This window comes from Streptomyces sp. NPDC007189 (genome assembly GCF_040703635.1).
GTDB lineage: Bacteria > Actinomycetota > Actinomycetes > Streptomycetales > Streptomycetaceae > Streptomyces.
Genome location: NZ_JBEYEY010000015.1, coordinates 186,139 through 198,727, shown reverse-complemented (window position 1 = coordinate 198,727; position 12,589 = coordinate 186,139). Strand labels below are relative to the sequence as shown.

General features: G+C 71.1%; 14 protein-coding genes. 7 read left to right on the top strand and 7 right to left on the bottom strand.

The window, feature by feature from the left end:
- The first annotated feature begins 74 nt into the window (after positions 1–74).
- Together AB0950_RS28485 and AB0950_RS28480 are read left to right on the top strand one after the other, a co-directional pair.
- Positions 75–1,358: an adenylosuccinate synthase gene (locus AB0950_RS28485; protein ID WP_360154308.1), complete on the top strand. Its 1,284-nt coding sequence runs from the start codon at positions 75–77 to the stop codon at positions 1,356–1,358.
- 253 nt (positions 1,359–1,611) lie between these two features.
- On the top strand, positions 1,612–3,426 hold the full coding sequence (locus AB0950_RS28480; protein ID WP_360154305.1) for a 5'-nucleotidase C-terminal domain-containing protein: 1,815 nt from the start codon (positions 1,612–1,614) through the stop codon (positions 3,424–3,426).
- A 96-nt stretch (positions 3,427–3,522) separates the two neighbouring features.
- On the opposite strand, the gene AB0950_RS28475 is transcribed toward AB0950_RS28480, so the two are convergent.
- Together AB0950_RS28475 and AB0950_RS28470 are read right to left on the bottom strand one after the other, a co-directional pair.
- The gene (locus AB0950_RS28475; protein ID WP_360154302.1) at positions 3,523–3,750 is read right to left on the bottom strand and encodes a hypothetical protein; all 228 of its coding nucleotides are present in this window, start codon (positions 3,748–3,750) and stop codon (positions 3,523–3,525) included.
- A complete protein-coding gene (locus AB0950_RS28470; protein WP_360154299.1) occupies positions 3,737–3,976 on the bottom strand; it encodes a DUF6400 family protein in 240 nt (79 codons plus the stop codon). The genes AB0950_RS28475 and AB0950_RS28470 overlap by 14 nt, the downstream gene beginning before the upstream one ends.
- A 152-nt stretch (positions 3,977–4,128) precedes the next feature.
- Between AB0950_RS28470 and AB0950_RS28465 the strand changes: the two genes are divergently transcribed.
- Entirely contained in the window at positions 4,129–4,356 is a 228-nt protein-coding gene (locus AB0950_RS28465; protein ID WP_360154296.1) for a hypothetical protein, read from the top strand.
- Between the two features lie 27 nt (positions 4,357–4,383).
- Here AB0950_RS28465 and AB0950_RS28460 read toward each other — a convergent pair whose 3' ends face one another.
- The 3 genes from AB0950_RS28460 to AB0950_RS28450 form a co-directional block, all read right to left on the bottom strand.
- A complete protein-coding gene (locus tag AB0950_RS28460; RefSeq protein WP_360154293.1) occupies positions 4,384–5,034 on the bottom strand; it encodes a hypothetical protein in 651 nt (216 codons plus the stop codon).
- A 61-nt stretch (positions 5,035–5,095) separates the two neighbouring features.
- The gene (locus AB0950_RS28455; protein ID WP_360154290.1) at positions 5,096–5,791 is read right to left on the bottom strand and encodes a GntR family transcriptional regulator; all 696 of its coding nucleotides are present in this window, start codon (positions 5,789–5,791) and stop codon (positions 5,096–5,098) included.
- A gap of 123 nt (positions 5,792–5,914) precedes the next feature.
- The gene (locus AB0950_RS28450) at positions 5,915–7,270 is read right to left on the bottom strand and encodes an aspartate aminotransferase family protein (RefSeq protein WP_360154287.1); all 1,356 of its coding nucleotides are present in this window, start codon (positions 7,268–7,270) and stop codon (positions 5,915–5,917) included.
- A 259-nt stretch (positions 7,271–7,529) separates the two neighbouring features.
- Here AB0950_RS28450 and AB0950_RS28445 point away from each other — a divergent pair, with 259 nt between their 5' ends.
- Positions 7,530–9,488, top strand: coding sequence for a serine/threonine-protein kinase (locus AB0950_RS28445; RefSeq protein WP_366779689.1), 1,959 nt, complete (start codon positions 7,530–7,532; stop codon positions 9,486–9,488).
- A gap of 16 nt (positions 9,489–9,504) precedes the next feature.
- Here the strand turns inward: AB0950_RS28445 and AB0950_RS28440 are convergent, their stop codons facing one another.
- The gene (locus AB0950_RS28440) at positions 9,505–10,254 is read right to left on the bottom strand and encodes an SLATT domain-containing protein (protein ID WP_360154281.1); all 750 of its coding nucleotides are present in this window, start codon (positions 10,252–10,254) and stop codon (positions 9,505–9,507) included.
- A 262-nt stretch (positions 10,255–10,516) separates the two neighbouring features.
- Between AB0950_RS28440 and AB0950_RS28435 the strand changes: the two genes are divergently transcribed.
- The 3 genes from AB0950_RS28435 to AB0950_RS28425 are packed head-to-tail and all read left to right on the top strand — an operon-like array spanning position 10,517 to position 12,167.
- Complete coding sequence (locus tag AB0950_RS28435) at positions 10,517–10,861, top strand: YbaB/EbfC family nucleoid-associated protein (protein WP_360154545.1); 345 nt, start codon at positions 10,517–10,519, stop codon at positions 10,859–10,861.
- 51 nt (positions 10,862–10,912) lie between these two features.
- Entirely contained in the window at positions 10,913–11,512 is a 600-nt protein-coding gene (recR, locus tag AB0950_RS28430; protein WP_358933022.1) for a recombination mediator RecR, read from the top strand.
- Positions 11,505–12,167 carry a DUF5063 domain-containing protein gene (locus tag AB0950_RS28425; protein WP_360154278.1) on the top strand — a complete coding sequence of 221 codons (663 nt, stop codon included), beginning with the start codon at positions 11,505–11,507 and terminating at the stop codon, positions 12,165–12,167. Before recR ends, AB0950_RS28425 begins: the two co-directional genes overlap by 8 nt.
- Here AB0950_RS28425 and AB0950_RS28420 read toward each other — a convergent pair.
- Positions 12,118–12,552 (bottom strand): hypothetical protein, encoded by a 435-nt coding sequence (locus AB0950_RS28420; RefSeq protein WP_360154275.1) that lies wholly within the window; start codon positions 12,550–12,552, stop codon positions 12,118–12,120. The genes AB0950_RS28425 and AB0950_RS28420 overlap by 50 nt on opposite strands.
- Positions 12,553–12,589: the final 37 nt, after the last annotated feature.

Here is a 12,589-nt window from a genome sequence, read left to right as displayed (position 1 = left end):
GTGGCACGCGGCGGTGAACCTTACGCCCACGCCCCCGACCTTGGACATGCCCCGCCCGGAAGGGGTGTACGCGCGTGCCCGCACTTGTGCTGCTCGGTGCTCAGTGGGGTGACGAAGGCAAGGGAAAGGCGACCGACCTGCTCGGTGGCTCGGTGGACTATGTAGTGCGGTACCAGGGCGGCAACAACGCCGGCCACACGGTCGTCGTCGGCGACCAGAAGTACGCCCTCCACCTGCTCCCTTCCGGAATCCTGTCTCCCGGTTGTACGCCGGTCATCGGCAACGGCGTCGTCGTCGACCCGTCGGTCCTGCTCTCCGAGCTGAGCGGTCTGAACGAGCGTGGCGTCGACACGTCCAAGCTCCTGATCAGTGGTAACGCGCACATCATCACGCCGTACAACGTGACCGTCGACAAGGTGACGGAACGCTTCCTCGGCAAGCGCAAGATCGGCACCACCGGCCGCGGCATCGGCCCGACCTACGCCGACAAGATCAACCGCGTCGGCATCCGGGTCCAGGACCTGTACGACGAGTCGATCCTGCAGCAGAAGGTCGAGGCGGCCCTCGACGTCAAGAACCAGATCCTCACCAAGCTCTACAACCGGCGCGCCATCGCCGTCGACCAGGTGGTCGAGGAGCTGCTGGGCTACGCCGAGCAGATCAAGCCGTACGTCGCCGACACCGTCCTGATCCTCAACCAGGCGCTGGAGCAGGACAAGGTCGTGCTCTTCGAGGGCGGCCAGGGCACCCTGCTGGACATCGACCACGGAACCTATCCCTTCGTGACGTCCAGCAACCCCACCGCGGGCGGCGCCTGCACCGGCGCCGGCGTGGGCCCCACGAAGATCAGCCGGGTCATCGGCATCCTCAAGGCCTACACGACCCGCGTCGGCGCCGGCCCCTTCCCGACCGAGCTGCTCGACGAGGACGGCGAGGCGCTGCGCCGGATCGGCGGCGAGCGGGGTGTGACGACGGGCCGGGACCGCCGCTGCGGCTGGTTCGACGCGGTCATCGCCCGCTACGCCACCCGCGTGAACGGCCTGACCGACTTCTTCCTCACCAAGCTGGACGTGCTGACCGGCTGGGAGCAGATCCCGGTCTGCGTGGCGTACGAGATCGACGGCAAGCGGGTCGAGGAACTGCCGTACTCGCAGACCGACTTCCACCACGCGAAGCCGGTCTACGAGATGCTGCCGGGCTGGTCGGAGGACATCAGCAAGGCGAAGTCCTTCGCGGACCTCCCGAAGAACGCCCAGGCGTACGTCAAGGCGCTGGAGGAGATGTCCGGCGCCCCGATCTCCGCGATCGGCGTGGGCCCGGGCCGGGACGAGACGATCGAGATCAACTCGTTCCTGTAGGCAGGACGCGGTGGCCGGCACGGCGAAAGCGTGCCGGCCACCGCCTCACCCGACGACCGCCTGCCCCAGGGCGACGGCGAGCCCAAGGGAGCGGAGTGTGCGGAGTGCTCAACTCCGCTTCTGTTTCCCATTTGTTGACCCGTCCATGACCCATTCCTGGTTTCGCGCGGTTACGGCGTACGGCAAGCATCTACGCGGGTAGTCCCGCCGTCACGCCCGTTCGATCCTGCCTCTCGAGCTCCAGGAGCCCTGCATGCCCGCCCATCCCATGAACCGCCGTGAGTTCGTGAAGAAGTCGGCCGTCACCGGTGCGGCGGTGGCCGCCGCCGGGGCCGTCGGCACCGGCACCGCGCAGGCCGCCGAGGCCGGGCACCGGCCCGGAGACGCGCCGCGCACCTGGTCGTTCTCCATCCTGGGCACCACCGACCTGCACAGCCACGTCTTCGACTGGGACTACTACAAGGACGCCGCCTACACCGACAAGGCGGGCAACTCCGTGGGCGTGGCACGGGTCGCCACCCTCATCAAGCAGCAGCGCGAGGCCAAGGGCGAGCACCGCGTGCTGCTGGTCGACGCCGGCGACATCATCCAGGGCACCTCCCTCGCCTACTACTTCGCGCGCGTGCAGCCCATCACCGCCGAGGACGGCCCCAAGCACCCGATGGCCGTGGCCATGAACCACATGCGCTACGACGCCGCCGCCCTCGGCAACCACGAGTTCAACTACGGCATCGACACGCTGCGCAAGTTCGAGAGCCAGTGCCGCTTCCCGCTGCTCGGCGCGAACGCGCTCGACGCGAAGACGCTCCGGCCCGCCTTCGAGCCGTACACCGTCAAGCACATCCGCGTGCCCGGCGCCCCGGACATCAAGGTCGGCATCCTCGGCCTCACCAACCCCGGCATCGCGCTGTGGGACAAGGACAACGTCAGCGGGAAGATGGTGTTCCCGGGCCTGGTGGAGCAGGCCAAGAAGTACGTGCCGCGGCTGCGCGCGCTGGGCTGTGACGTCGTCTTCCTCACCGACCACTCCGGCCTCGACGGCTCCTCCTCCTACGGCGACGAACTGCCGTACGTGGAGAACGCCTCCAACCTGGTGGCCGAGCAGGTGCCGGGCATCGACGCGATCCTGGTGGGACACACGCACGTCGAGGTGCCGTCCTACACGGTGAAGAACGAGCAGACCGGCGAGGAGGTCCTGCTCTCCGAGCCGTACTGCTGGGGCTACCGCCTCAGCGTCTTCGACTTCGAGCTCGAACTCCACCACGGCCAGTGGAAGGTGACGGGCAAGACGGCGCAGACCCTCAACCCCAACACGGTGGACGAGGACCCGGAGATCAAGAAGCTCCTGGAGGCCGACCACGACCTGGTGGTCAAGTACGTGAACACGTCCGTCGGCACCTGCACCGCGGACCTGTCGGCGGCGGACTCCTGCTGGCAGGACGTCCCCATCATGGACTTCATCCACAAGGTCCAGATGGACACGGTGAAGACGGGCCTGTCGGCGGCGGACGCCGCGCTCCCGCTGATCTCCGTCGCGGCGCCCTTCTCCCGCACGGCCGACATCCCCCAGGGCAGCGTCACCATCAAGGACATCGCCGGCCTGTACATCTACGACAACACCCTGTACGGCAAGAAGCTGACCGGCGCCCAGCTCAAGGACTACCTGGAGTACGCGGCGAAGTACTACCACCAGGTCCCGGCCGGCACGAAGGTCGACACCGCGACCCTCACCAACGCCAACAACTTCTGGGACTACATGTACGACACGGCGGCGGGCGTCGACTACGAGATCGACATCGCGCAGCCGGAGGGCTCCAGGATCAAGAACCTGACCTACAACGGCGCCCCCGTCGCCGACGACCAGGTCTTCGTCGTGGCGGTGAACAACTACCGCGCGAACGGCGGCTCGGGCTACCCCCACATCGCCGCGGCGCCCATCGCCTACAGCTCCACGAACGAGATCCGCCAGCTGATGATCGACTACGTGACCGCGAAGAAGACCCTCGACCCGGCCGACTTCGCCGTCACCAACTGGAAGCTGACGCAGGCGGGCACGCCGGTCTTCTGAGAACGGCGTCCACGACACAGGCGGAGTGCGTGAGCGCGCGAGGGCCGCCGGGGTTCGCCCCGGCGGCCCTCGTCCGTGCTGCCGCAGGCCCGCCGGTCAGCCGGACGAGCGGGTGGCGCCGAAGCCGCTCTCGTGGGTCCAGACGTGGTGGCACGAGGGGCATTGCAGGTGCAGCAGGCTGCCGGTGTTGGACAGCAGGTAGCGCCAGTGGGCGGTGCAGGCGGCCTGCCGCCGGCAGGTCTCGCACGCGGCCCGGTCGTCGCAGTTCGGGCAGGCCACCCAGGCCCGCCGGCCTATGTCGGCCTGCGGATCAAGCGGCAGCATCGCCGGGTCCCGGCGGCAGCACACCGGCCGCCACCAGCTCGTCGTAGATCCGCTGCTGCTCGGCGTCCAGCCCGGAGTACAGCAGCGCCCGCGCCTCCTCCTCGCCGCGCAGCGCCGCCGCCGGGTCCCAGTCGGGGCCGAGGGCGGCCATGACGTGGGTGCGCCGGAGCATCTCGTGCGCGCTCAGGTCGACGCCGAATGCGAAGGTGGGGCCGTGCGGGGACATGCCACCGAACGTAGGCGGGACATTTCCCCCACGGCAAGACCAGGTGGGTGACATCACACCACCTCGGCCGGCCCGGACCGCCCTCGCTCCGTCCACCCCTGCCGCGGCATGCCAGGATGTGCCCCGTCCACGGGCGCGGGAGGAGATCGGCGTTGGTGCTCGTCATCGGGGTGCTCACCCTGCTCGTGAGCAGCGCCTTCCTGGCCGTGGCATGCGGCTGGCGCGGCAGCGACGTGTGGGTGTGGGACTGGGCACCCCTGGTGGTCCGGCAGTGGACCCGCAGCGGAGCGCCCTGGCGGAGCCTCACGACCATGCGGATCCAGTTCGGGATCATCGGCCTGACGTGCCTGGGGTTCGCCCTGCACCTCCTGGCACGCTGACCCGCCCCTCGGCCGGACACGGCCGGCTCAGCTGAAGACGATCATCGAGCCCTGGGCCAGGGAGCGGGTCGCCGCCGCGTGCAGGCCCAGCCACACATGCCGCTCGCGGGCGAAGGGGCTGGGATCGTACGGCGCGGGGACCGCCGGTTCCTCCAGTTCCGTCGGGGCCGTCGGCGGGGCCGGGGCCGCCGGGGGGTTGGCCGGGTCGATGCCGATGGACGCGGCCACGTACTCCAGCTCCCGCAGCAGGGTCTGCGAGCTGCCCAAGGGGCCGCCGCCCGCTAGGAGTTCGTCGTTGGACAGCGGGTGCGGGAAGTCGACCGGCACATACGCGCCCGCGTGGTCGTAGTGCCACACCAGATGGGACTGCTGGGCCGTGGACTCGAACATCTCCAGCAACTGCTCGTAGTCGCCGCCCAGTTCGTCCACCGGCGTCACTGGCAGGCCGCAGACCTGGAGCAGATAGGCCCGGCGCAGGAAATGCAGGGCGTCGTAGTCGAAACCCGCCACCGGCGCGACCTCGCCGGACAGGCCCGGCATGTACTGGTACACCGGCACCGGCGGCAGCCCGGCCTCCCCCAAGGCCTTGTTGTACTGCGCGAGTTCCTCGGCGAACGGGTTGTCGGGGGTGTGGCACAACACGTCCACGAGCGGTACCAGCCACAGGTCACAGGCCAAAGAGGGCTCCTCGCAACAGAAGGGTCCAGCACGGACGTGGTCAGGGAAGGGTACTGGTCATCTACCCGCTGGTCAGGTCTTCCAGCAGCGCCAGCGAATGGGCGTTGGACTCGGCGACGATCGCGCGGGCGGTGTCGGCGTCGCGGCGGGCCAGCGCGTCGACGAGCCGGGTGTGCCCGGACCAGAGCCGGCCGCGCAGGTCGGGCAGGCGCAGCAGGTGCTGCACCGCGCACACCCAGGACTGCACGCGCAGCCGGTTGAGGAAGTCGCCGAGGTAGGGATTGCCGAAGAGCGCGCTCAGCTCGCGCCAGAAGCGCAGGTCGTAGCCGATGAGTATGGTCAGGTCACCGGCCGCGGCGGCCCGCGCGGCCTCCTCGCCCCGGCGCCGCACGGTGGTCAGCGCGGCCGTCGTACGGGCGTCCTCGGGCGGGGTGCGGAAGGCGGGGTGGCCGCTGCCGAGGGCCTGGAACATGCCGTCGGTGACCAGGCTGCGGGCCTGGATCATGTTCCGGTAGTCGGTGACGGAGTACTCCGGCACCCGGAAGCCGCGGTGCTGGTCCGCCTCCAGGATGCCCTGCGCGGACAGGTCGACCAGCGCCTCGCGCACGGGGGTGGCGGAGACGCCGTACTGGTCGGCGATCTCCTTGACCGTGAACGCCCGGCCCGGCCGCAGCCGCCCCGCCAGCACCTCGTCACGGAGCGCGTCCGCGATCTGCTGCCGCAGGGTGCTGCGGGTCACGGCGCCGGTGCCGGGCATGGGGGGCCTCTCCTCACGCGTCGGATGACGTGCTCGTCCGTACTCGCCGTCTACGCGAGTATCTGTGCTTACGAGCACGTCACCTTACGCGTTCGAATCACCCCGGCGGCAGCCGTCGTACGGCTACACCGTGTACTCGTCGGCCACGCTCAGCGCGGCGTCCAGAGCGGCGAGGCCCTCCTTCAGTTCGGCCTCGGTGACATTGCACGGCGGGACCACGTGGGTGCGGTTCATGTTCACGAACGGCCAGATGCCGTACTGCCGGGCGGCGGCCGTGAAGGCGGCCATGGGGGCGTTCGCCTCGCCGGTGGCGTTGTACGGCACCAGCGGCTCGCGGGTCTCGCGGTTGCGCACCAGCTCCAGCGCCCAGAACATGCCGACGCCGCGCACCTCGCCGACGCTGGGGTGCCGCTGGGCCAGCTCGGCCAGGGCGGGCCCGAGGACGCTCTCGCCGAGCCGCCTGGCGTTCTCCACCACACGCTCCTCAGCCATCACGTTGATCGTGGCGACGGCGGCGGCGCAGGCCAGCGGGTGCCCGGAGTAGGTCAGACCGCCGGGGTACGGCCGCTTGCCGAAGGTCGCGGCGATCTCCTGGGAGATGGCGACACCGCCGAGCGGCACGTAACCGGAGTTCACGCCCTTGGCGAAGGTCATCAGGTCGGGCACGACACCGAAGAGGTCGGCGGCGAACCACTCGCCGGTGCGCCCGAAGCCGGCCATGACCTCGTCCAGGACGAAGACGATGCCGTACTTGTCGCAGATCTCGCGGACGCCGGCCAGATAGCCGGGCGGCGGGATCATGATCCCGGCCGTGCCGGGGATGGTCTCCAGGATGATCGCCGCGACCGTCCCCGGCCCCTCGAAGGCGATCGTCGTCTCCAGGTGCTCCAGGGCGCGCGCGGTCTCCTGCTCCTCGTTCTCGGCGTAGAAGCGGGAGCGGTACAGGAACGGCGCCCAGAAGTGGACGACCCCGTTCGTGGCGCTGTCGCTGGCCCAGCGGCGCGGGTCACCGGTGATGTTGACGGCCTGCTGGGTGCCGCCGTGGTACGAGCGGTACGCCGAGAGCACCTTCGGGCGGCCCGTGTGCAGCCGGGCCATGCGCACCGCGTGCTCGACGGCGTCCGCGCCGCCGTTGGTGAAGAAGATCTTGTCCAGGTCGCCCGGGGTCCGCTCGGCGATCAGCCGGGCCGCCTCCGAGCGCGCCTCGATCGCGAAGGCGGGCGCGAAGGTCGTCAGCTTCGCCGCCTGCTCCTGGATGGCCGCGACGACCTTCGGGTGCTGGTAGCCGATGTTCGTGTAGACGAGCCCGCTGGTGAAGTCCAGGTACCGCTTGCCGTCGTAGTCCCAGAAGTACGACCCCTCGGCGCCGGCGACGGCGAGCGGGTCGATGAGGTCCTGGGCGGACCAGGAGTGGAAGACGTGCGCGCGGTCCGCCGCCTTCACTGCGGCGCCGGCGTCGGGGTGGGGCTGAGGGGTCATGCGCCCGAGGGTAAGTGTCCGCGATGCGGAAGGGATATCGGCGTCCTGTTCCGTGGACGGGGGGAAACTGCGACAGGTTGTCCAGGCCGGGCCCCGCTCGAGCCGGGCGCTCCCGCCGGAACCGCGGACGCCGACTGGCGCGACTCTCCCGTGGGGCCGGATTATTCTCGGCTCCGTCGTACACGCATGCGTCGTACGCGCCGCGCGTGTGCCGCGTGTACGGGGTGCGTGGGAGGACCGGGGGGAAGGCGGGGCGGGCATGGAGAAGCTGGGGCCGGGGGATCCACAGGGCATCGGGGGTTACCGGCTGCTGGCGCGGCTGGGCGCGGGCGGCATGGGGCACGTGTATCTGGCCCGCTCGGACCGGGGCCGTACGGTCGCCGTGAAACTGGTCCGCGAGGAACTGGCCGCCCAGGAGGAGTTCCGGGCGCGGTTCCGGCAGGAGGTGCAGGCCGCGCGCCGGGTCGGCGGGTACTGGACCGCGCCCGTGCTGGACGCGGACACCGAGGCGGCGGTGCCGTGGGTGGCCACCGGGTATGTGGCCGGGCCCAGCCTGCAGCAGGTGGTCGGGCACGATCACGGCGCGCTGCCGGAGCGGTCGGTACGGATCCTCGCGGCCGGACTCGCGCACGCGCTCAAGGACATCCACGCGGCGGGGATCGTGCACCGGGATCTGAAGCCGTCGAACGTGCTCGTGACCATCGACGGGCCGCGCGTCATCGACTTCGGGATCGCGCGGGCGCTGGAGACGACCTCGCTGGGCGGGGAGGGGCTGACGAGGACCGGGTCGCTCGTCGGTTCGCCCGGTTTCATGGCGCCCGAGCAGGTGCGGGGGGACCGGATCACCCCGGCCTGCGACGTCTTCTGCCTGGGTTCCGTGCTGGCGTACGCGGCGACCGGGGCGCTGCCGTTCGGGAGCGCGAACAGCGGGGTACACGCGCTGATGTTTCGGATCGCCCAGGAGGAGCCGGATCTGGAGGGGGTGCCGGAGGGGATCGCCGACCTCGTACGGGACTGCCTGCGCAAGGAGCCGGGGCGCCGGCCTTCGCTGGACGCGATTCTCGAGCGGACCGGGGCGGAGGACACGGTGACCGGGGGAAAGTCCCGGGATCCGTGGCTGCCGGGGGCGTTGGTCGCGCAGCTGGGGCGGCATGCGGTGCAGCTGCTGGAGGTGGAGGATCCGGAGGGGGAGGGGGCGGCTCCGTCGCCGGGTGCGGGGGCGTCGTCGAGTGCGTGTGGCCCCGGTGGGGCGGACTCGCCGTCGGCGGGTGCGGGGGCGCCGAGTGCGGGTGAGGGTGCCCCTGGATCCGGTGGTGCCGAAACGCCCTCCGCCGGTGCTGCGAGTGCCGGATCGGTGAGTGGCGGTGGGTCGCCTGAGCATGCTGTCGCAGGCCGGGTGGAGCATCTGCCGACCGTGGTGTCGGGGCAGGCGCCGCCGGGAGTGCCGCCGGCCGGTCCCGGGGCCGGGGCGGCGCCGGGGGCGTACGGGTTTGGGCAGCAGCATCCGCAGCCGTATGCGCAGCCCCCGGCCGGCCCCGCCTATGGGTACCCGCAGCAGTCGTACGGGCCGTACGCCGGTGGGCCGGGGCCCACGCCGCCGTACGGGCCGCCGCCCTTCGGCGCCGCGCAGGAGCCGGAGCGGCGCAGTGGGCGGTCGACCGCGCTGCTCGTCGTGGTCGCCCTGGTGGTGGCGCTGGGCGCGGGCGGCTCGGTGTACGCGTTGATGCGGAACGGCGGCGGGAGCGACGACAAGGGCGCCGGGAAGGTGAGCCCCGCGCCCACCGCCAGTTCCACGGCCGGCGACGGGACCTCCGCCGCGCCGACGCCCACCGACTCCGCTTCCGCCTCCGCCTCCTCCGACGGGGCCGTCCCGGACGCCTACCTGGGCACCTGGGAGACCAGCATCGACAACGCCAACGGGACCAACACCCGCCGGCTGACCATCCGGCAGGGCGAGGTAGGCGACAGCGTGCTGACGCTGGTCGCGGACGGCCCCACGGACGGCGGCGGCTCGTACCACTGTGTCTTCGAGGCGAAGCTCGCCCAACAGCCCAGCGCGGACGGGCCGTTGGAGATCGGCCCGTCCAGCGTCACCAGCGGCGAGCCCGCGTCCTCCTGCACGCCGGGCGCGGCCACCGAGGTCACCCTGCTGCCGGACGGCCGGCTGAAGCGGGCCCAGGCGGGCGGCGGGGAGAGCCTGACGTACACCAAGCAGTGAGACGCCCGGGGCAGGCCTACCGCGGCTCCGGCGGCCGCTGGCGGGGCATGTTCGGGCGGGTGCCGTTCGCCGGGGGGATCGGGAAGCGGCCGGTCGGGCCGCCGATCTCCTGGCGCGGCACGTACGCCACCGCCGCCTGCAGCCCGAGCGGCGCGGTACCGGTGCGGAACTCGACCATCCAGTCGGTCGTCTCGGTGCGGATCAGTTCCGTGACGTCCTCGCTGAAGCGCCGCAGCACCCCGAGGCAGCGCTCCGCCGCCTCGCTCGCCGTGCCCTCCGCCGGGCCCAGCACCTCCCGGATGCTCTCCGCGGCCCAGTCGAACTGCAGCGCCTGCAGCCGCCGGTGCACCGCCTGCGCCGTCGCCACGTCCCGCATCCAGCCGGAGGTGAGCCCGAAGTACCGGTCGACGCCCACGCACGCGACCGCCACGAGCAGGGCGAGACAGCCCCAGGGAGCCACCCCGCGCGTCGCCCCGGTCAGGTCCAGCAGGGGCAGGGCGGCTCCGGAGACCACGCCGGCCGCCGCGCCCGCCCGCAGCAGCTGGGCGCCGCGCCGCTTCCACACCCGGTCCCGCAGATACCAGGACGCCGTCTGAAGTGCCCCGCGCTCCACCCACCGGTACAGCTCGTCCAGCCGTTCGGCGGGCTCTCCCCAGTCGCCGAGCGGAAAGGCCCGCCCGGTCAGATCGCCCGGCCGCAGCCCGGCCGCACCCTCGCCCCGCCCGTCCTGAGGCGGGCCCTCGGGCTGCATCTCCGGCTGACCCACCGGGCACTCCCTACTGATCACGACTGGACTGATCACGACTGATCACGACTGGTCACCTTCTGTGACATTCCATGACGGCGTGCGGCGTCCTTCCTACCGCCCAATGGGTGGCGGAGAGGACGCTTTCCCCGCTTTTCCGCCCGGAAGGAGGCCTTGATCAGGTATAGGGCTGTCGTACTTGTCACCCGAAAGAGTGGCGGGGCGACCGCGGCGGGGACCACGTAGGCTCATGCTCAGCGGAGAAAACGTAGAGGAGCTGATCGTGTTTCCCGGTGGTGGCCAGCCCAACATGCAGGAGTTGCTCCAGCAGGCCCAGAAGATGCAGCAGGATCTGCAGCGGGCGCAGGAGGAACTGGCGAACACGGAGGTCGACGGGCAGGCGGGCGGCGGTCTGGTGAAGGCCACCGTGACCGGCGCCGGCGAGCTGCGCGCGCTGAAGATCGACCCGAAGGCGGTCGACCCCGAGGACACCGACACCCTCGCCGACCTCGTCGTGGCCGCCGTGCAGGCGGCGACCGAGAACGCCCAGACCCTCCAGCAGCAGAAGCTCGGCCCGCTGGCCCAGGGCCTCGGCGGCGGCACCGGCATCCCCGGTCTGCCGTTCTGAGGCCGGGGCAACTAGCGTACGTACCGAAAGGTCTCAAGGAAGGTCAGTCCGTTGTACGAAGGCGTGGTCCAGGACCTCATCGACGAGCTGGGACGGCTGCCCGGCGTCGGTCCCAAGAGCGCGCAGCGGATCGCCTTCCACATCCTGCAGGCCGAGCCCGCGGACGTGAAGCGGCTCGCGCAGGCGCTCCTGGAGGTCAAGGCGAAGGTCCGCTTCTGCGCGGCCTGCGGCAACGTGGCGCAGGAGGAGCTGTGCAACATCTGCCGCGACCCGCGCCGCGACCCCTCGGTCATCTGTGTGGTCGAGGAACCCAAGGACGTGGTCGCCATCGAGCGCACCCGTGAGTTCCGTGGCCGCTACCACGTGCTCGGCGGCGCGATCAGCCCGATCGAGGGTGTGGGTCCCGACGACCTGCGTATACGAGAACTTCTCGCGCGGTTGGCCGACGGGACGGTCACGGAACTGATCCTTGCCACGGACCCGAATCTGGAGGGCGAGGCGACAGCGACGTACCTCGCCCGCATGATCAAGCCCATGGGCCTGAAGGTCACCCGCCTGGCCAGCGGCCTCCCGGTGGGTGGCGACCTGGAATACGCGGACGAGGTGACCCTCGGCCGCGCCTTCGAGGGGAGACGACTCCTAGATGTCTGACGCCACACTGCACGCGACCGGTCAGAACCCGGACGATTTCGCGGTCCAGATCGCGGACCAGATCGAAAGCTTCCTGGTGGCCGTCACGGAGGTGGCGAGGGGCGACGAGCCGGGCTCGACCGTCCCCTTCCTCCTCCTGGAGGTCTCCCAGCTGCTGCTGGCAGGCGGCCGCCTGGGCGCGCACGAGGACTTCGTCCCCGAGGAGCGCTACGAGCCCGACGTGGGCCCGGACGCCGATGTGGACGAACTCCGTGAGAACCTGGCCCGCCTGCTGGAGCCGGTCGACGTCTACTCCGAGGTCTTCGACCCGTACGAGCCCCGCAAGGCGCCCGTCCCGGCCCGGATCTCGGACGACCTGGTCGACGTCATCGCCGACCTGCGCCACGGCATGGCCCACTACCGCGCGGGCCGCACCACGGAGGCCCTGTGGTGGTGGCAGTTCTCCTACTTCTCCAACTGGGGCGCCACCGCCTCCGCCGTCCTGCGCGCCCTGCAGTCGGTCCTCATCCACGTCCGCCTCAACCAGCCCCTGGAAGAACTCGACGGCCTCGACACCGACCAGTCCGACATGGGCGACGAGACGCTGGAGTTCGAGGCGGGCCGCGTCATGGCGGAGGAGATCGGCGAACCGCTGGGGATCCGCCCCGGGCAGTGACCGAGAGCAGCGCCACCGCGTCGACGTACGGCGCGGTCGGCGTCGGCTCGCTGTACCAGCGCAGCGGCCAGGTGTCGCCGTCCAGCGCGGGGACGCCCACGTAGGTGACGGCTCGGTCCCATCGCCGCCCGAAGTACTGCACGCCGAGTGGCCAGTCGTAGCCGTGCACGACCCCGGGCGCCAGCAGGAAATACACCCACCGCGTCCCGCTCCCGCCCGCACACACGACGGGCCCCGCGTCGCCGTCCCCCCGCTCGATCAGCGCGTCGGCGACGGCCTCCCCCCATCTTCCCTCGATCCGCACGGCGTCGAAGTGCACGCCGGCCACGCGCAGCCGGTGGCCCCGTACGGGGACCCAGGCGGGCCGGTGAATTCCGTTGGTCATGGTCACAGGGTGCTGCCACGCTGGATACCCTCGGTAG

What these genes read in the sequence shown, in the direction of transcription:
- AB0950_RS28475 (WP_360154302.1), bottom strand. Translation starts at nt 3,750, where the DNA reads ATGCTGCCGCTTGATCCGCAGGCCGACATAGGCCGGCGGGCCTGGGTG.
- AB0950_RS28425 (WP_360154278.1), top strand. Translation starts at nt 11,505, where the DNA reads ATGTCTGACGCCACACTGCACGCGACCGGTCAGAACCCGGACGATTTC.
- AB0950_RS28420 (WP_360154275.1), bottom strand. Translation starts at nt 12,552, where the DNA reads ATGACCAACGGAATTCACCGGCCCGCCTGGGTCCCCGTACGGGGCCAC.
- AB0950_RS28455 (WP_360154290.1), bottom strand. Translation starts at nt 5,791, where the DNA reads ATGCCCGGCACCGGCGCCGTGACCCGCAGCACCCTGCGGCAGCAGATC.
- AB0950_RS28480 (WP_360154305.1), top strand. Translation starts at nt 1,612, where the DNA reads ATGCCCGCCCATCCCATGAACCGCCGTGAGTTCGTGAAGAAGTCGGCC.
- AB0950_RS28470 (WP_360154299.1), bottom strand. Translation starts at nt 3,976, where the DNA reads ATGTCCCCGCACGGCCCCACCTTCGCATTCGGCGTCGACCTGAGCGCG.
- AB0950_RS28445 (WP_366779689.1), top strand. Translation starts at nt 7,530, where the DNA reads ATGGAGAAGCTGGGGCCGGGGGATCCACAGGGCATCGGGGGTTACCGG.
- AB0950_RS28450 (WP_360154287.1), bottom strand. Translation starts at nt 7,270, where the DNA reads ATGACCCCTCAGCCCCACCCCGACGCCGGCGCCGCAGTGAAGGCGGCG.